We start from the raw sequence: 17,341 nt of genomic DNA on the forward strand, positions 1-17,341 counted from the left end.
GCGTGTCCATGACGATGAGTGGAGTGTCGGCATCGGCAGCCCCGGGAGGGCACATGCGTCCCAGCCCCACCAGGAGAACGGTACTGACCGCGACGGCGGCGGGCGCGGCAGCGCTCGGGGCGGCGGCGGGCCCGGCCGAAGCGGCCGCACAGGGCCACCGCCCGCCCGTCACCGCACAGCCCCCGAACCGTGAACTCCACTCGCTGCTGCGCGAGTTGGACGCCGACCGCATCGAAGCAACCATCCGCAAGTTGGTCTCCTTCGGTACCCGCCACACCCTCTCCGTCCAGGACGACCCGGACCGCGGCATCGGCGCCGCCCGCGACTGGCTCCTCGCCGAGCTGCGCTCCTGCGCCGCCGCCTCCGGCGGCCGGATGACGGCCGAACTCCAGTCGTACGTCCAGGAACCGGCGTCCCGCATCCCCACCGCCACGAAGATCACCAACGTGCTGGCGACCCTGCGCGGCTCGGTCACGCCCGAGCGCGTGTACGTCGTCTCCGGGCACTACGACTCCCGGGTCACGGACGTCATGAACGCCACCTCCGACGCGCCCGGCGCGGACGACGACGCGTCCGGGGTGGCCGTCGTACTGGAGCTGGCGCGGGTGATGGCGAAGAGGCGGCCCGCCTCGACGATCGTGTTCGCGGCGGTGGCGGGGGAGGAGCAGGGCCTGTACGGATCGACGTATCTGGCCCAGCAGTTGAAGGCGGCCGGCACGGACGTGCAGGGGATGTTCACCAACGACATCGTCGGCAGCTCGACGGCGGACGACGGCACGAAGGACCCGTACACCATCCGGCTGTTCGCGGAGGGCGTCCCGAGCTCGGAGACCCCGGAACAGGCCGCGGTCCGCAGGTCGGTGGGCGGCGAGAACGACTCCCCGTCCCGCCAGCTCGCCCGTTTCGTGCGGGACGTCGCCGACAACGACGCGACCGGCATGCACGTCCGTGTCGTGTACCGCCGCGACCGCTACCTCCGCGGCGGCGACCACATCCCCTTCCTCGAACGCGCCTACCCGGCCGCCCGCTTCACCGAACCGGCCGAGGACTTCGCCCACCAGCACCAGGACGTCCGCGTCGACGAGACCGGCAAGCAGTACGGCGACCTGCCGGATTTCTGCGACTTCGACTTCGTCGAGCGGGTCGCGCGGGTCAATGCGGCCGCCCTGTGGACCCTCGCCCAGGCCCCGGGCACACCCCGCGGAGCGAAGATCGTGACCTCTTCCCTGACCAACTCCACCCGGCTGGTGTGGACGCGGGGCACGGAACCCGACCTGGCGGGCTACGAGATCGTGTGGCGCGAGACGACGGCACCGGAGTGGACGCATGTGATCCCCGCCGGGGACGTCACGGCCTACGAGGTGGACCTGTCGAAGGACAACGTGTTCTTCGGAGTGCGGGCGGTGAACCGGGCGGGCAACAGGAGCCCGGTGGCGTTCCCCGCCCCGCAGTCCTAGCCGCCCGGCTCACTCCCGTGCGGTCACTGCGCGCAGGGAGACCGGCGGAGCGCCTTTCACCGCGGCTCGGGCGGCCGCTGACGCGGCATGTTGGGCCGTGAGCCCGCCGCCGGCGGCAGCGGGAAGCGCCCCTGCGCACTGCTCATCTCCTGCCGCCCGGACCCGGCCGAGGCGGACTGGATCCCCATCGGCGCGGAACCGGTCCGGAACTCCACCATCCAGTCGGCCGTCTCCGTGCGCACCAGCTCCGTCACGTCCTCCGAGAACCGCCGCAGCACCGCCAGACACCGCTCGGTGGCCTCGCTCGCCGTCCCCTCCGCGGGGCCCAGCACCTCCCGCACACTCTCCGAGGCCCAGTCGAACTGCAGCACCTGCAGCCGCCGCTGCACGGCCTGCGCGGTCGCCACGTCCCTTATCCAGCCCGACGTCACACCGAAGAACCGGTCCACGGCCACGCACGCCACCGCGAACAGCAGTGCCAGATACCCCCAGGCGGCCATCCCCGCGATCACCCCGGTCAGATCCAGCAGCGGCAGCGCGGCCCCGGCCACGGCCCCCAGCGCGGCCCCCGCGCGCAGCGCCCGCGCACCCCGCCGCTTCCACACCCGGTCCGCGAGATACCAGGCCGCCGTCTGCAGCGCCCCGCGCTCCACCCACAGGTACAGCTCGTGCAGCCGCTCGGCCGGCTCGCCCCAGTCCCCGAGCGGGAACGACCGCCCGATCAGATCGCCCGGCCGCAGCCCGGCCGCACCCTCGCCCCGCCCGTCCTGAGCCGGCCCCTCGGGCTGCATCTCCGGCTGACCCACACGGCACTCCCTACTGATCACGACGCTGATCACGAGACTGATCACGAGGCTGACCACGACCGAACACGTTGCGTGACACCCGATCCTGATGTGCCCGACCCTTCCTACCGCCCAATGGGTGGCTCAGCCCCTGAATTCACCTCTATTCCGCCCGGAAGGGGGTCTTGATCAGGTATAGGACTCGGCAACACCTCACTCGAAAGAGTGCTGGGGCGATGGCTGCCTGGACCACGTAGGCTCGTGCCAGGCGGGAAAACCTCGCCCATACAGCCGTACGAAACCAGGAGCTGATCGTGATTCCCGGTGGTGGCCAGCCCAATATGCAGCAGCTGCTCCAGCAGGCCCAGAAGATGCAGCAGGACCTGCAGCGGGCGCAGGAGGAGCTGGCACAGACGGAGGTCGACGGGCAGGCGGGCGGAGGCCTGGTGAAGGCCACCGTCACCGGCTCCGGCGAGCTGCGCGCGCTGAAGATCGACCCGAAGGCGGTCGACCCCGAGGACACGGAAACCCTCGCGGACCTGATCGTCGCGGCGGTCCAGGCGGCCAACGAGAACGCCCAGAACCTCCAGCAGCAGAAGCTGGGCCCGCTGGCCCAGGGCCTCGGCGGCGGCAGCGGCATCCCGGGCCTGCCGTTCTGAGACCTGGCCTGCCTTTCTAAGAGAGGCGTCCGCCAACTACCGTACGTACTTGTAAGGAACCCCGGGAAGGACGGCAGTCCGTGTACGAAGGCGTGGTGCAGGACCTCATCGACGAGCTGGGGCGGCTGCCCGGCGTCGGTCCCAAGAGCGCCCAGCGGATCGCCTTCCACATCCTGCAGGCGGAACCGACGGACGTACGGCGGCTCGCGCAGGCCCTGATGGAGGTCAAGGCGAAGGTCCGCTTCTGCGCGACCTGCGGCAATGTCGCACAGGAAGAGCTGTGCAACATCTGCCGCGACAGCCGCCGCGACCTCTCCGTCATCTGTGTGGTGGAGGAGCCGAAGGACGTGGTCGCGATCGAGCGGACCCGCGAGTTCCGCGGCCGTTACCACGTCCTGGGCGGAGCGATCAGCCCCATCGAGGGTGTGGGTCCCGACGACCTGCGTATACGGGAACTTCTCGCGAGGTTGGCCGACGGGACGGTTACGGAGCTGATCCTGGCCACCGACCCGAACCTGGAGGGCGAGGCGACAGCCACCTACCTCGCCCGCATGATCAAGCCCATGGGCCTCAAGGTCACCCGCCTGGCCAGCGGCCTCCCGGTGGGCGGAGACCTGGAATACGCGGACGAGGTGACCCTCGGCCGCGCCTTCGAGGGGAGACGACTCCTAGATGTCTGACGCCACGCTGCATGACGCGACGCAGGACCCGGACGACTTCGTGGTCCAGATCGCGGACCAGGTGGAGAGCTTCCTGGTCGCCGTCACGGAGGTGGCGAAGGGCGACGAACCCGACTCGGCCGTCCCCTTCCTCCTCCTGGAGGTCTCCCAGATCCTCCTGGCCGGCGGCCGCCTCGGCGCGCACGAGGACATCGTCCCCGACGAGCGCTACGAGCCCGACACGGGCCCGGACGCCGACGTGGACGAACTCCGCGAGAACCTCGCGCGCCTCCTGGACCCGATCGACGTGTACTCCGAGGTCTTCGACCCCTACGAGCCGCGCAAGGCCCCGGTCCCGGCCCGTATCTCCGACGACCTGACCGACGTCATCACCGATCTCCGCCACGGCATGGCCCACTACCGCGCGGGCCGCACCACGGAGGCCCTGTGGTGGTGGCAGTTCTCCTACTTCTCCAACTGGGGCTCAACGGCCTCGGCGACCCTGCGCGCCCTCCAGTCGGTGGTGGCCCACGTCCGCCTGAACCAGCCCCTGGAAGAACTGGACGGCCTGGACACGGACCAGACCCCGATGGGCGACGAGACGCTGGAGTTCGAGGCGGGCAGGGTCATGGCCGAGGAGATCGGGGAGCCGCTGGGGATGCGGTCGGCAGAGTAGCCTCCGGCTCGCTCGCCGCGGACCCGGACTTGGGACCGGGCTTGGGCTTCATGACGAGTCCGGGCACCTTGGGGAGGGCGGCCAGGACGGCTTTGCGGACGCGGTCCAGGTCTACGCCGAGGCGTTCCAGTCTTCGCGGGAGGTCGTCGGCAGGCACTCCGGACACGGCGATGCGCAGGAAGTCCGCGATGGGCTGAGTCAGGGAAAGAGGGCTGCCGAGCGTCGAGGTGGGCCTGCCGCGCAACTTGCACAGGCGGTGGTCAATGTCGTCCATGCGCCTCACAAGATCGCCACGGATCTGGAAGCCGAGCGCCGTCACTTGCTGCGCAAGCTCGCCCAGGTCGGCGGAGAGCTCCCATGCGGCTGACACCAACCGGTGGAGTGGCACTGGCCCAGGGATTTCGTCAGCCAGCCTCAGATAGCCCTCGTCGACAAGACGGATGTCGAACTTGTCCAGTTCGTCAGGGGGCGTTTCGAGCCGAGTGGTCAGGCCGTACTGGGCGAAGCGGTGGGAAGCCCCGTTCCGGTCGGCGGGGTCATCCGCTTCCGGCTCGATGAGGAGCGCGAGGTCGCCGAGTCCGACACCAGGTGTGTCCGCGGCCGAAAGGAGTTCCGCGAGCCCTCCCGGTTGCTGGTCCACCCATTGGTGGAACAGCCACCATCCGATCTCCGGCCGTCCGTCCCGGCGGTCCTTCAGGCCGCCCAACTCGGCTCGCCTGACCAGCCGTTCGTGCCCCCGCAGCAGTACCTCGTACATCCGACGGTCCTCGTCCGGCGCTGTCCGCTGCCGGAGATCCGTCGGGCCGACGTGGGACGTCGTGCCAGGGGTCGTCGGCGAGGGTGTGCCGTACTTCGCCGTACAACTCCGCCAGCCGGTCGGTGACCTCTTCCGCCTGTTCCCGAAGGTCCGAGCCGTGGCCCTCCTCATCGGAGCTGAGGCACTGCCACGCCAAGGACTTCGCGACCTCCTTCCGCCATTCCAGGCGGGGGTGGGCAGGGCGGGGCGGACTGGAGTCAGCGAGGCCGGCGTCCGGTCCGTCGTCGCCGCTGCGCCGGGCTTTTCGGGCCTGCGTCGCCATGTCGTGCCACTCCCGGTTCGGACGTCGTCGAACCGACTGTGAACGTCTGCGCGCGATGCCGTACAGCGCGGACAGGAACGGGTCCAGGATTATGTCCTGTCGGGGAATCCTCCCCGCCAGCCATTCCGAGATGGTGCTGTCTGCTGGCGGCTCTTGGCCGAGTGGCAGGTCTTTTCTCCACTCCGCGCGGACTGCGGCCGCTTCGGGATGTCCGGCCTGCTCCAGCAGAGTGCTCAGTGCTGTCCAGTACTTCTCCGCCATGGCTCCCCGTACCCGTACGACCTCGGTCCTGTGTCCCGAGTCGGGCTGACTCGGCCGACTCGTAAAGTCTCAAGTTACTGCTCTGACCTGCGGGACCACCGCCGATCGCGGAGACGGGACAGCGCGGCGGCCATACCGCCCCGGGCACTGTCGTCGACGTCATCGTCCGACGTCCCGAAGGAGCCCCGATGGATCCGGTTCTTGCTGTCGCCCTGTGCGGCGTTCTGTCCCTGCTCATCGTCGCCTCTGCCGCCGTGCTGATCGCCCGACTCGCCCTCGACGAGACCGACTCGAAGGACAGGCCGCGCATTCTGGCAGCCGCGGCCGAAGTGGTCCGGGCGCTACGAGGCAAGCGCTGAAGGCCGTGAATACGGTCACGGTGGGATGTCTGTAGAGCTACGCTCGGTGGCGACTGAGGTGATCCACGCCGGGTTGCCCCGGCCGGAGGTGCGTGCCGTGTCGAGCCAGTCCCACAACTCCAACTCCCAGCCGCCCGTTGCCTGGCGATACGCCGGTGACCAGCTGAAGCGATGGCGCATGGAGGCGGATGTCAGCCGCGAGCAACTGGCCTCCGCCGCCAACTACTCCCCGGACACCATCACGTCGATGGAACGCGGGGTACGCAGGCCGACGTCCCGCGTGCTGGACGTAGCGGACGAACTCTGCGACGCGAAGGGGATGTTGAGCGGCGCGAAGGAGTTCCTGAACCGGGAGCGGTTCCCCCGAGGGTCAGTTCGCCAGCGAATTGTCGGCCGATCCGGGGGTTGTCAGTCGCGTGACCGAGCGACTTAGCATGATCCGCACGCAGGCCCTCGACCCTGACGAGTCGGCCCGTTTCATCGAGCGGATGGTGGATCAGTCGTGAACGGCCAGCTGAAGTGGTTCAAGTCGAAGTACAGCGACGACGAGGGCGGCAACTGCGTCGAAGTTGCGTTCGCCGCCGCCATCTACGTTCGTGACTCCAAGCTCCCCGCGAGCTCCAGGTCGCCGCGCCCGCCTGGAAGGCGTTCGTTTCCGCAGTTCGGCCCGGAGCTTGAGCCCCGGGCTTCGAGCTCTTCCCATGGGTTTTTAGGCTTCTGGGCTGGTTGAAAATCCAACCCAACCCACCATGTCTGTACGTGAGTTGAGGCGTCTTACCTCGAATGGGTGACGTTCTGTGATCGGCTTGCTTCGGAACGTGTAGTCACTCTAGGTTCGCGGCAAACAAGCAAATAGTTCGGCCCCGGTCGGTGCGCCAACACCGGCTCCGGGGCCTGACCTAACGATCGAGGAACTTCGACCGTGGCTTACGCCCAGCCTATCGCTGCCCTGCCGTCCCCGTCTCATCCCATGGCCAAAACGGGTTACGGCAAACGCCCTGCCGGTGACGAAGACCCGTACGCAGACCCGGACTTCGCACATCTGAGCCCCCGTGACCGCGAGATCGCCGTCTTCGTCGACCATCTCGTAGAGGGCCACGCGATGGGCTACAAGGTCATCGCCGCCGCGCACCCCCGCTACGGCCAGCAGGCCGTGCGCAGCTCACTGGGCCGCATCACCCTCGCCGGCCATCTGCGCTGGATCAAGGAGCACATCACCGTCGAGGACAACTCGATGCGCTGGGTGACGCGCACGTACTGGTCGCGTACCCACAGGTCGGCCGAGTGGTGGGAGGACTTCGCGCGGGAACGGCACGGCAAGGACGTGACCGAGGATCACATGCCGGGGCTGGCGCGCATCGAGGACGAGGAGATCGAGGAACCGGCCCCGGAGGCCGAGGAGCCCGAGTCGAACGAACCCGCGGCCGAGCAGCCCAGCACCGCATACCAGGCCCTCGCCGAGGTACGTGCCGTCGACCCCCGTATGGCGCTGTCCGACAGCGACTGCCGTGCCCTTGAAACCCTCGCCGCCGAGTGGCTGTCGCTCGGCGCGACGCCTCACGACATCACCAAGGCCCTGACCGACGGGCTCCCGCCCGCCGTCACCAACCCGGGCGGACTCGCCCGCAACCGTTTGGAGAAGAAGATGCCCCCGAAGAAGGCGAAGATCCGGCAGAAGGCGGCCCGCCGGGCCCACGTCAGCCGCGTGATCATGGCTTGCGGCCTGTGCGACGCCGATGAGCGGACGACGAAGATCGTGAGCGGGTTGTGCGAGGAGTGCCTGGCCGAGATCGAAGCGGAAGGGCCCGTGCATGGGTACGGGGCCGTCCCGGAGACGTTTCTCCCCGGGCCGCGTGACGGCCGCGGAGGCCTGCCAGGCGCCGACGAGGTAATCGACGTCACCGACCGCGTTGACGCCCTCCGCCGTGCGGCGGGGCTGTTGTGAGCGTGCAGGACGTGCCGGTCAGGGCACCATGGAGTCGAGGAGGCGACGCCATGACCCCCAGGACCGAGCACCGGCCGCAGATGACCGTCGAGGAGTTCGAGGAGCTGGAACGCCATGCCCCGGAGAACGTGCGGCTGGAGTTCATCAGGGGAAAGGTCCAGGTCAAGCGCGTGACCGATGGCAACCATGACCAGATCATCGCCTGGTTGCAGAGGCTGTGCATGCAGCATCGCCCCGAACTGTGGCTGTACGGTGACCGTGGGGTGAAGGTCGAGCGCTACCGCAAGGGGCGGGCTCGCCCAGACGGCGTTCTGGCGCCATTCGGGTTCCCGGCCGGCCATGGGGACTGGTCCGAGGCGGGAGGCGTGCTCATGGCGGTGGAAGTGACATCGCACGATTCCGACACTCACCAGCGCGACCGGGTGGAGAAGCCTGAGGGCTATGCGTCTGCTGGAATCCCGGTCTACCTCCTGATCGACCGCGACGATTGCTCTGTCATCGTGTTCAGTCAGCCGGAGGATGGCCGTTACCGCCGTGAGGAGAAGCTCCCCTTCGGAGCGACTGTCAAGCTTCCGGACCCGGTGAGCATCACCTTCGACACCGAGCCATTGAAGGGGCTCGTGGACTGACCGACCCGGGGTTGTTCAGCGATTCTTTTACAGCCCCCACACCCCCTTCCCCACCGCCGTGACACCGCCCGTCAGGGCCAGTGACAGCACCAGCAGGCGGGCCCGCTTCTCCGGTGTCCGCTCGGCGAGCCCCCTGCCGATCACCGCCCCCACCATCATCGCGGCGACGACCCACCCCCACCGCCTCCCGCTCAGCTCCGGCACCCCGTTCGCCGCCACCGAGAACGCGTTCACGATCACCCCGTAGAACTGCGCGTTCGGCACGAACTCCCGCACCGTCCAGCCCGCGTTGACGGCGTAGAGGGAGATGGGCGGGCCGCCCACGCCCGCGGCCGAGTTCATGAAACCGCCCACCGCGCCCGCCGCGACGGCCCCCTTCGTGCCGCGCAGGGCAGGCACCCGGGCGCCGCGCATGACCAGAAGTACGGCGACCGTCACCAGCCCGCCCATCACCAACAGGAGTGCGGGCTCGGGGAGTTGACGGGTCAGCCAGGCGCCCGCCGGCACCGTGCACGCGGCCGCCGCGCACAGCGGCACCATCGCGCCCGGCCGCACCCGCCGCCAGCCGCCGGCCAGCCCCACGACGCTGATGGCCCCCGCCGCGCAGTTGGCGAGCACGACACCCTCGGCAGGCCCGAGCAACAGCACGAGCGCGGGCACGGCAACCAGCGCGAACCCCATACCGGTCAGCCACTGCACGCAGGAGCCGAGCAGCACGATGCCCGCCAGGAGTATGTCCGTCGTGGTCAAGTCGTCACTCCTGGTGAGTTGGATGGGTCTTGGATCTGCGCTGTACGACGGCTGCATGGGCCCTAACCAGCGAAAAGCGAGTCTGGAGTCACTTCCCCAGCAGGGAGGTGAAAGACCCGGAACCGCACCGAAACTGGAGACAGCGATGACCCGTCGTTCCCTCACCAAGCGCGCAGCCATCGTCACCGCCACGGCCGTCGTCGCCCTCGGCACGATCGGTACCGTCGCCGCCACCGCCGGGCCCAAGCCCGCCGTCAAGCACGCCGAGCCGACCAGGGCACAGATAGCCGGCCTGTTCGACACCTGGAACAAGGCGCTCAAGACCGGTGACTCGGAGAAGGTCGCGAACCTGTACGCGAAGGACGCGGTGCTCCTGCCCACCGTCTCCAACAAGGTCCGCACCAACCATGCCGAGATTGTCGACTACTTCGACAAGTTCCTGCAGAGCAAGCCGGTCGGCAAGAAGGTCAAGACGATCGTCGACGTCCTCGACAAGGACTCCGCGATCGACACCGGCATCTACGAGTTCACGCTCACCGACAAGGCGACCGGCAAGAAGAGGGTCGTCGAGGCCCGCTACACCTACGCGTACGAGAAGATCGCCGGCAAGTGGAAGATCGTCAACCACCACTCCTCGGCGATGCCCGAAGGCTGATCCTGACCTCCAGCCCGCCGCCGGGCGCGTCCCGCAGGACCACGGTCCCGCCGTCGTCGGTCACCAGCTGCTTGACGACGGCGAGGCCGAGGCCGGAACCGGAGCGCCCGGTCAGGCCCTGGCCGCGCCAGAAGCGGTCGAAGGCGCGCGACTTCTCCGCGTCGGTCATGCCGGGGCCCTGGTCGAGGACGGAGAGCAGCACTTCCTCGCCCTTCGGTTCGACCTGGACGGTGATCGCGGAACCGTCCGGCGAGACCTCCAGCGCATTCGAGAGCACGTTGTCCAGCACCTGGTCCAGATGACCGGGACTGGCCAGCACAGACGGCCGGCCGTCGACACCACTCCCCCTGAGCGCGATGGTGACTCCGCGCTCGTCGGCGGCCGGTCTCCACACCGACAACCGTTCCTCCACGATGTCCGTCAGGGGCAGGGGTTCGGCCGCGGTCACCTTCGCCTCTGCCCTCGCCAGCACCAGCAGGCCGTTGACCAGCCGGCTCATCCGGACCACCTCGGCGGTCGCCTGCTCCACGTCCTCCCGTACGAACTCGTCGTCCACGCCGTCCGCGATGTTGTCCAGCGACAGACGCAAGGCCGTGAGGGGCGTACGGAGTTGATGCGATGCGTCCGCCACGAAGATCCGCTGCGAGGCGACCAGCGTATCCAGGCGCTCGGCGCCCTGGTTCAGGGTGCGGGCCAGGGTCTGGGTCTCCGGCGGGCCCGTCACCGGGGAGCGGGCGGTCAGGTCGCCGTCGCTGAACTTGCTGGCCATGTCGTTGAGTTCGCGCAGCGGGGCGGTGATCCGGCGGGCCGCGACCGAGCCGATCAGCGCCGCCACCCCGAGCACCGCCACCGCGAGACCCGCCCGGAAGCCCCAGATCGTCCACAGCCTGTGGGTGAGGTGGGAGGTCGAGTACACGATCCGTACGGCGCCGACGGTCCCGCCGTCCTTCTTCGCGGGGACCGTGATCAGCAGGTTGCGGCCCCAGATGAAGTCCGAACCCCAGTCGGTGGTCGACTCGCCCTTCTCCAGGGCCCTGGTCAGGGCCGCGTCCCCCGTGGGGCGGGCCACGTCCGGCGCGCACCGGTCGGTGGGCGTGACCTGGACCTGGTCCTTCTTGTTCTCCTCGGTGTACGCCGAGGCCATCGTCGTCAGCGCCCGGCACGACGCCGCATCGCCGTTGCGCAGCAGCAGCGCCATGGTGGTCGCCTCGCGCTTGACGGACGCCTCGGTGTCGTCCCGCAGCTGCTTGGTGAGCGTGAAGGCCACCGGCACGGTGAACAGCAGGATGGCGACGGCCACGAGCAGGATGTAACTGCGGATGAGCCGGCGGTTCATGACGCCCCGGCGTCCTTGACGATCTCCAGCCGGAAGCCCACCCCGCGCACCGCCTCGATGGTGATGACCCCGGTGAACTTCCGCCGCAGCGCCGCCACATGGACATCGAGCGTCTTGGTCGGCCCGAACCAGTTCGCGTCCCAGACCGCTTCCATGATCTGCTCACGCGACATCAGCGCGCCCGGCTCCTCGGTGAGGAAGGCCAGCAGGTCGTACTCCTTGGGCGCGAGGGCGACCTCCTCGCCGTCCACATGCACCCGGGCCGCCTTGCGGTCGATCGTCAGCCGGGACCCGTACCGGTCCGGACCGCCCGCGGCCACCTCCGGCGTACGGGCCTGCACCCGTCGCATGACCGCCCTTATCCGCGCGATGACCTCCCGGACCCCGAACGGCTTGGAGACGTAGTCGTCGGCGCCCAGCTCCAGCCCGACCACCCGGTCCGTCTCGTCGCTGCGCGCGCTGATCACGATGATCGGTACGTCGCCGCGCTCGCGCAGCGCCTTGCAGACGTCCAGGCCGTCGGTGTCGGGCAGCCCGAGGTCGAGGAGTACGACGTCGTAGGGGTCCTCGTGACTCAGCGCCGCGCCGCCCGTGGTGACCCACGCCACCTCGAAGCCGTAACGCAGCAGTCCTCGCCGGAGCGACTCGGCGACCGGTTCGTCGTCTTCCACCAGCAGTACGCGCACAGCCGAACCCTAGTGGTTGAAACTTAAAGACGACGGTCGCGGAGCCGCGGGCACACGAAAGGGGCCCGCACCCGGCGGGCCCCTCAGATCGTGTTACCTCGTCAGCAGCCCGGGAAGGTCGCCGACGGGGTTTCGTAGACCTTGCCGTTCTCGAGCTTGAGCAGGCCGACGGCCGAGTTGCAGGGCCAGCTCATCGTCCAGGTGCTGGTGGCGCGGTCGTTCTTGTCGATCTTCTCCAGCTTGTCGTACGTGGACGTACCGCGCATCTTGTAACCCAGGTGCGCCTTGATGGAGTCGCCGTCCTTCTTGGTGTAGATGACGGTGATGGACTGCGGCCGGTTGTCCATGACGATGCAGAGCTGCCCGTTGTCCAGCGAGGTGCACTTGACGTGGTCCCCCGACCTCTGCGCCACCGGGTTGGGCGCCTGGGTGCCGGCTGCGTGAGCCGGAACCGAGAGAAGCGAGAAACCGACGGCCGCAGACGCGGCGACGGCCAGCGAGAAACGACGAATCATGGGAACTCCCCCGTTCAGTGGTGGTCTGACAACGCACGATACAAAGTTTCGATCACCAGTACGGGTTTGTTTCCGGCCAAGATTCAGCCTTTTTCGATCTTGTTCGATCCGAAGGTGCAGGGGGGGTGGCGGACCCGGCGACCGGCTCATGACCGGCCGCCGAGCGCGGGTGGATCACCACATGGCAGGCAGCCGCTCCGGAATCCGCTTCATGAACCCGGTCCGCCACACCAGCTGCTCGATCGGCACCGCGAGGCGCAGCCGCGGCATCCGCTCCAGCAGCCGCTCCAGTGCGATCTCGGCGTGCTTGCGGCCGAGGGCGGTGGCGGGGCAGTAGTGGCTGCCGCCGCCGAAGGAGAGGTGGGCCGTGGAGTTGGCGCGGGTCAGGTCGACGGTGTGCGGGTCGGGGAAGGCGGACGGGTCGAAGTTCGCGCCCTCGACGAGGACGAGGACCAGCTCGCCCGCCGCCACCTGCACGTCCCCGAGGAGCACGTCCTCGGTCGCCAGCCGCGGCAGCCCGTCGCCGATGGAGAGGTTGATGCGCAGCAGCTCGTCGACGGCCGCGGGGATCTTCCCGGGGTCCGCGACCAGCTCCTCCTGAAGCCCGGGGTGCTGGATCAGCGACACCAGGGCCATGGTCAGGAAGCCGGAGGTCGAGATGACGCCCGCGCCGAACATCGTCACGCCGACCGTGGCGAGCATCTCGTCGGTGAGGTGGGCATAGTCGGGGTCGGCGCGCAGGGCGGCGAGCTCGGCCATCAGACCCGTGGTCGCCGGGTCGTCCAGCCGCTGGGTCATGTACGCGATGTCGCGGTCCCAGTTGAGCCGGGCTCCGGTGACGGGACAGGCCGAGTTCATGAACGCGATGTCCAGGCTCCGCATCAGCCCGGGCGCGTCCGCCTGCGGGATGCCGAGGATGCGGCAGTGCATGCCCGCCGAGTACGGGTCGGCGAAACCGGCCCGCAGGTCCACGGGAGCGCCCTCGCGCACCAGGCCCTCGACCAGCTCGTCGGCGTACGACCGAAGCCACTCCACCAGCCCGGGGCTCTTCGGATTGAGCGCCTTGAGTACGGCCTTGCGCAGGCCGGCGCCCGTGATGTTCCCCATGTTGTTGACGACCTCGGGCGGGATCGTCAGCGCGTACTGGCGGGGAACCCCGGGTGCCGAGGTGTCCTTCAGGCTGAACCGGGGGTCTTCGAGCACCTGCTTGCACAGCTCGTACGACGACACCAGCCAGGCCTCGTCGCCGGCGATGGTGCGTACCCGCCGTACCGGGGTCGAGGACCTCAACTCCTCGACTTCCGAAGGGAGTTGGTCGCCACGCCAGGAGAACGGGAAATCGATGAGCAGGTCAGCGGACATCGGTGTGGTCCCCCTCGGCCGGCGTGACGATGGCGTGGCCCTGGTTGCGGGAGGCACGCAGCCCCGCGCCGGGCGAGTAGAGCAGCTCGGCCATCGGCAGGAGCTGGTGGTAGCAGTTGAGGGAGGAGGGCACGCCCAGGATCGCGGGGGTGTCGAGGAAGAGGGGCGCCTCCGCGGTGACGTACTCCATGCACACGGCCCGCTGGCGTGCGGTGACCTCCTGTGCCTTGGTCGACAGGAAGGAGTCGACGAGTTTCTCGCAGGTCGTGCGGAACTCGTCGTCGCGGGAGAGCCGGGCGCGCAGGTCCTCGTGGATCTGCCGGTACGCCGGGTTGTCGCGCAGCGCGGACATGGCGTGGGCCCTGAGGCGGTTGCCCTCGGGGTCGGCGGCCTCGACGGCCGCGAGGACCTTGGCGCGCACGCCCCGCAGGTTCTTCACCGCCTTGCGGCGCGCGTCGTCGGCCGTATAGCCGGAGGCCTCGTACATCTCGGCCACATGCAGGTCGGTGTAGACGAAGTCCACGCGCTCGAAGAGGGCGAGGCCCCAGCGGGCCAGGTCGTGTATGCGCTGTGCGGAGAAGTAGCTGTTGCCGGGGGAGACGCCGATGACGGCGTGGTCGGCGGCGGTGCGGATGACCTCGCAGTGCGGGGTGAAGGGGCGGACCAGGAAGAGGTCGGCCGGTGTGACGTGCTGGATCTCGGAAACGGTCGCAGTCGTCAAGGAAGGAGGATCCTTCGCGTCGCTAGTCCCGATGGAGCCGTGTGCTCCTGGTGTGGCGACGACGACGCGAAGTTATCGGTCGGCTACTCAGAGCGTCAACGGGTGACCTGGCCCACTTTGCGGACTGTTCATGTGCCAGGTGGGCAGGGGCTGGGCTGGAGCGCCGGGTCTCACCATGTGGTTTCCCCCAGGTCGGATTCGGGCGCTCGGTAAAATGAGCCGACACATACGGGACGAGCGAGGAGCGCACGTGGGCCTTGTCGTGCAGAAGTACGGAGGCTCCTCCGTAGCCGATGCCGAGGGCATCAAGCGCGTCGCCAAGCGAATCGTGGAAGCGAAGAAGAACGGCCACCAGGTGGTCGTCGTCGTTTCCGCGATGGGCGACACGACGGACGAGCTGATCGATCTCGCCGAGCAGGTATCTCCGATGCCGGCCGGGCGTGAGTTCGACATGCTGCTGACCGCCGGAGAGCGGATCTCCATGGCACTGCTGGCCATGGCGATCAAAAACCTGGGTCACGAGGCCCAGAGCTTCACCGGCAGCCAGGCAGGCGTCATCACCGACTCCGTTCACAACAAAGCCCGGATCATCGACGTCACGCCCGGCCGTATCCGGGACTCGGTGAACGAGGGCAACATCGCCATCGTCGCCGGATTCCAGGGCGTCAGCCAGGACAAGAAGGACATCACCACGCTCGGCCGCGGTGGTTCCGACACGACGGCCGTCGCGCTGGCCGCCGCACTCGACGCCGAGGTGTGCGAGATCTACACCGACGTCGACGGCGTGTTCACCGCCGACCCGCGCGTGGTGAAGAAGGCGAAGAAGATCGACTGGATCGCCTTCGAGGACATGCTGGAGCTCGCAGCCTCCGGCTCCAAGGTGCTGCTCCACCGCTGTGTGGAGTACGCCCGCCGCTACAACATCCCGATCCACGTCCGGTCCAGCTTCAGCGGGCTGCAGGGCACATGGGTCAGCAGTGAGCCGATCGAGCAAGGGGACAAGAAGGTGGAGCAGGCCATCATCTCCGGTGTCGCGCACGACACCTCGGAGGCCAAGGTCACGGTCGTCGGCGTCCCGGACAAGCCCGGCGAGGCCGCCTCGATCTTCCGCGCCATCGCCGACGCCGAGATCAACATCGACATGGTCGTACAGAACGTGTCCGCCGCCTCCACCGGGCTGACGGACATCTCCTTCACGCTCCCCAAGACCGAGGGCCGCAAGGCCATCGACGCCCTGGAGCGGGCGAAGACGGCCATCGGGTTCGACTCGCTGCGCTACGACGACCAGATCGGCAAGATCTCCCTCGTCGGCGCCGGCATGAAGACCAACCCGGGTGTCACGGCGTCCTTCTTCGAGGCGCTGTCCGACGCCGGCGTGAACATCGAGCTGATCTCGACCTCCGAGATCCGTATCTCGGTCGTCACCCGCGCCGACGACGTGCCGGAGGCCGTGCGCGCCGTCCACTCCGCCTTCGGCCTCGACTCCGACACCGCCGAGGCGGTCGTCTACGGGGGCACCGGGCGATGACCGTACGACCGACGCTCGCGGTCGTGGGTGCGACCGGAGCCGTCGGCACGGTCATGCTCCAGATCCTGTCCCAGCACGCGGACATCTGGGGCGAGATCCGTCTGATCGCCTCACCGCGCTCGGCCGGCCGCAAGCTGGCCGTGCGCGGTCAGGAGGTCGAGGTGGTGGCCCTGACCGAGGAGGCCTTCGACGGGGTCGACGTCGCCATGTTCGACGTACCCGACGAGGTGTCCGCGCACTGGGCGCCGATCGCCGCCGCCAAGGGCGCGGTGGTGGTGGACAACTCGGGCGCCTTCCGGATGGACCCGGAGGTGCCGCTGGTGGTCCCGGAGGTCAATCCGCACTGCGCCCGCCGCCGGCCCCGCGGGATCATCGCCAACCCCAACTGCACGACCCTCTCCATGATCGTGGCCCTGGGCGCGCTGCACGCCGAGTTCGGGCTGCGCGAGCTGGTGGTCTCCTCGTACCAGGCGGTCAGCGGGGCGGGGCGTGCCGGGGTGGAGACCCTGCGGCAGCAGCTGTCCCTCGTCGCCGGTACGGAGCTGGGGACCAGCCCCGGTGATGTGCGGCGGGCCGTCGGCGACAACACCGGGCCGTTCCCGGAGCCGGTCGCGCTGAACGTCGTACCGTGGGCCGGGTCCCTGCGCGAGGACGGCTGGTCCTCGGAGGAGATGAAGGTGCGGGACGAGTCCCGCAAGATCCTCGGCCTGCCCCGGCTGCCGGTCGCCGTGACCTGCGTACGGGTACCGGTGGTCACCACGCACTCCCTCACCGTCCACGCCCGCTTCCAGGGCGAGGTCACCGTCGACGGGGCCCGGGAGATCCTCGCCACCGCCCCCGGGGTCGTCCTCTTCGACGACCCGGCCGCCGGCGAGTTCCCCACGCCCGCCGACGTCGTGGGCACCGACCCGACCTGGGTGGGCCGGGTACGGCGCGCGCTCGACGACCCCACGGCGCTCGAACTCTTCGTTTGCGGTGACAATCTCCGCAAGGGCGCGGCCCTCAACACCGCACAGATCGCGGAGCTGGTGGCGACCGAGTTCCGGTAGTCCGTGTGACGGGGCGTGACGATGGTCGCGCTCCCATGACGTGCCGTGTTGCGTGCAACACATCCCGAAGAAAGGGGTTACCGCCGGAAAAGCCCTGGCTGTGGCCTGTTTGGTTTGTAGGATCTGTGGGCGGCACGTGGCCGGGCGAAGGTCCGTACCACTTGCCCCGGACCCGTTGGGCATCCGAAGATTTCCCTCCCCGCTCTCCGCAACCGCGCGAAGGGCGGGGA

General features: G+C 68.9%; 19 protein-coding genes and 1 pseudogene. 12 read left to right on the plus strand and 8 right to left on the minus strand.

The window, feature by feature from the left end; all coding sequences use genetic code 11:
• Positions 1-53 precede the first annotated feature (53 nt).
• Positions 54-1,457, plus strand: a complete 1,404-nt coding sequence (locus IH68_RS0132785; RefSeq protein WP_030942247.1) for a M20/M25/M40 family metallo-hydrolase — start codon at positions 54-56, stop codon at positions 1,455-1,457.
• 56 nt (positions 1,458-1,513) lie between these two features.
• Here the strand turns inward: IH68_RS0132785 and IH68_RS0132790 are convergent, their stop codons facing one another.
• Positions 1,514-2,263 carry an SLATT domain-containing protein gene (locus tag IH68_RS0132790; RefSeq protein WP_030942248.1) on the minus strand — a complete coding sequence of 250 codons (750 nt, stop codon included), beginning with the start codon at positions 2,261-2,263 and terminating at the stop codon, positions 1,514-1,516.
• 293 nt (positions 2,264-2,556) lie between these two features.
• On the opposite strand from IH68_RS0132790, the gene IH68_RS0132795 reads away from it, so the two are divergent.
• The 3 genes from IH68_RS0132795 to IH68_RS0132805 all read left to right on the plus strand — a co-directional run bounded on the left by IH68_RS0132795 (position 2,557) and on the right by IH68_RS0132805 (position 4,236).
• Positions 2,557-2,901 (plus strand): YbaB/EbfC family nucleoid-associated protein, encoded by a 345-nt coding sequence (locus IH68_RS0132795; RefSeq protein WP_030942250.1) that lies wholly within the window; start codon positions 2,557-2,559, stop codon positions 2,899-2,901.
• 80 nt (positions 2,902-2,981) lie between these two features.
• The gene (gene recR / locus IH68_RS0132800; RefSeq protein WP_030942251.1) at positions 2,982-3,581 is read left to right on the plus strand and encodes a recombination mediator RecR; all 600 of its coding nucleotides are present in this window, start codon (positions 2,982-2,984) and stop codon (positions 3,579-3,581) included.
• Positions 3,574-4,236 (plus strand): DUF5063 domain-containing protein, encoded by a 663-nt coding sequence (locus tag IH68_RS0132805; protein WP_030942253.1) that lies wholly within the window; start codon positions 3,574-3,576, stop codon positions 4,234-4,236. Before recR ends, IH68_RS0132805 begins: the two co-directional genes overlap by 8 nt.
• Here the strand turns inward: IH68_RS0132805 and IH68_RS59895 are convergent.
• Positions 4,187-5,576 (minus strand): annotated as a pseudogene (locus tag IH68_RS59895) (hypothetical protein). The gene IH68_RS0132805 and the pseudogene IH68_RS59895 overlap by 50 nt on opposite strands.
• A 188-nt stretch (positions 5,577-5,764) precedes the next feature.
• On the opposite strand from IH68_RS59895, the gene IH68_RS56575 reads away from it, so the two are divergent.
• From IH68_RS56575 to IH68_RS0132835, 5 genes are all read left to right on the plus strand, one after another.
• Entirely contained in the window at positions 5,765-5,935 is a 171-nt protein-coding gene (locus tag IH68_RS56575) for a hypothetical protein (protein ID WP_159403751.1), read from the plus strand.
• Positions 5,936-6,113: 178 nt separating this feature from the next.
• The gene (locus tag IH68_RS58420) at positions 6,114-6,368 is read left to right on the plus strand and encodes a helix-turn-helix domain-containing protein (protein ID WP_234341692.1); all 255 of its coding nucleotides are present in this window, start codon (positions 6,114-6,116) and stop codon (positions 6,366-6,368) included.
• A 69-nt stretch (positions 6,369-6,437) separates the two neighbouring features.
• The gene (locus IH68_RS53805) at positions 6,438-6,665 is read left to right on the plus strand and encodes a DUF397 domain-containing protein (protein WP_107057558.1); all 228 of its coding nucleotides are present in this window, start codon (positions 6,438-6,440) and stop codon (positions 6,663-6,665) included.
• A 240-nt stretch (positions 6,666-6,905) separates the two neighbouring features.
• Positions 6,906-7,880 (plus strand): hypothetical protein, encoded by a 975-nt coding sequence (locus IH68_RS0132830; RefSeq protein WP_037885626.1) that lies wholly within the window; start codon positions 6,906-6,908, stop codon positions 7,878-7,880.
• 50 nt (positions 7,881-7,930) lie between these two features.
• Positions 7,931-8,509, plus strand: coding sequence for a Uma2 family endonuclease (locus tag IH68_RS0132835; protein ID WP_030942261.1), 579 nt, complete (start codon positions 7,931-7,933; stop codon positions 8,507-8,509).
• Positions 8,510-8,536: 27 nt separating this feature from the next.
• Here IH68_RS0132835 and IH68_RS0132840 read toward each other — a convergent pair whose 3' ends face one another.
• Positions 8,537-9,259, minus strand: a complete 723-nt coding sequence (locus IH68_RS0132840) for a sulfite exporter TauE/SafE family protein (RefSeq protein ID WP_030942264.1) — start codon at positions 9,257-9,259, stop codon at positions 8,537-8,539.
• Between the two features lie 145 nt (positions 9,260-9,404).
• On the opposite strand from IH68_RS0132840, the gene IH68_RS0132845 reads away from it, so the two are divergent.
• The gene (locus IH68_RS0132845; protein ID WP_030942266.1) at positions 9,405-9,914 is read left to right on the plus strand and encodes an SgcJ/EcaC family oxidoreductase; all 510 of its coding nucleotides are present in this window, start codon (positions 9,405-9,407) and stop codon (positions 9,912-9,914) included.
• Here the strand turns inward: IH68_RS0132845 and IH68_RS0132850 are convergent.
• The 5 genes from IH68_RS0132850 to IH68_RS0132870 form a co-directional block, all read right to left on the minus strand.
• Positions 9,880-11,250 (minus strand): sensor histidine kinase, encoded by a 1,371-nt coding sequence (locus tag IH68_RS0132850; protein ID WP_030942268.1) that lies wholly within the window; start codon positions 11,248-11,250, stop codon positions 9,880-9,882. The two genes, IH68_RS0132845 and IH68_RS0132850, sit on opposite strands and share 35 nt — an antisense overlap.
• Positions 11,247-11,936: a response regulator transcription factor gene (locus IH68_RS0132855; RefSeq protein ID WP_030942270.1), complete on the minus strand. Its 690-nt coding sequence runs from the start codon at positions 11,934-11,936 to the stop codon at positions 11,247-11,249. Before IH68_RS0132855 ends, IH68_RS0132850 begins: the two co-directional genes overlap by 4 nt.
• Positions 11,937-12,037: 101 nt before the next feature.
• Positions 12,038-12,451 (minus strand): hypothetical protein, encoded by a 414-nt coding sequence (locus tag IH68_RS58425; RefSeq protein ID WP_037885628.1) that lies wholly within the window; start codon positions 12,449-12,451, stop codon positions 12,038-12,040.
• Between the two features lie 174 nt (positions 12,452-12,625).
• A complete protein-coding gene (locus IH68_RS0132865) occupies positions 12,626-13,813 on the minus strand; it encodes a cytochrome P450 (RefSeq protein ID WP_030942274.1) in 1,188 nt (395 codons plus the stop codon).
• On the minus strand, positions 13,803-14,534 hold the full coding sequence (locus tag IH68_RS0132870; protein ID WP_199931956.1) for a tRNA-dependent cyclodipeptide synthase: 732 nt from the start codon (positions 14,532-14,534) through the stop codon (positions 13,803-13,805). Before IH68_RS0132870 ends, IH68_RS0132865 begins: the two co-directional genes overlap by 11 nt.
• A gap of 250 nt (positions 14,535-14,784) precedes the next feature.
• Between IH68_RS0132870 and IH68_RS0132875 the strand changes: the two genes are divergently transcribed.
• Positions 14,785-16,062, plus strand: a complete 1,278-nt coding sequence (locus tag IH68_RS0132875) for an aspartate kinase (RefSeq protein WP_030942279.1) — start codon at positions 14,785-14,787, stop codon at positions 16,060-16,062.
• Positions 16,059-17,111 (plus strand): aspartate-semialdehyde dehydrogenase, encoded by a 1,053-nt coding sequence (locus IH68_RS0132880; protein WP_030942280.1) that lies wholly within the window; start codon positions 16,059-16,061, stop codon positions 17,109-17,111. Before IH68_RS0132875 ends, IH68_RS0132880 begins: the two co-directional genes overlap by 4 nt.
• Positions 17,112-17,341 lie beyond the last annotated feature (230 nt).

Source organism: Streptomyces sp. NRRL S-646 (assembly GCF_000720765.1).
In the GTDB taxonomy this organism is placed as follows: domain Bacteria; phylum Actinomycetota; class Actinomycetes; order Streptomycetales; family Streptomycetaceae; genus Streptomyces.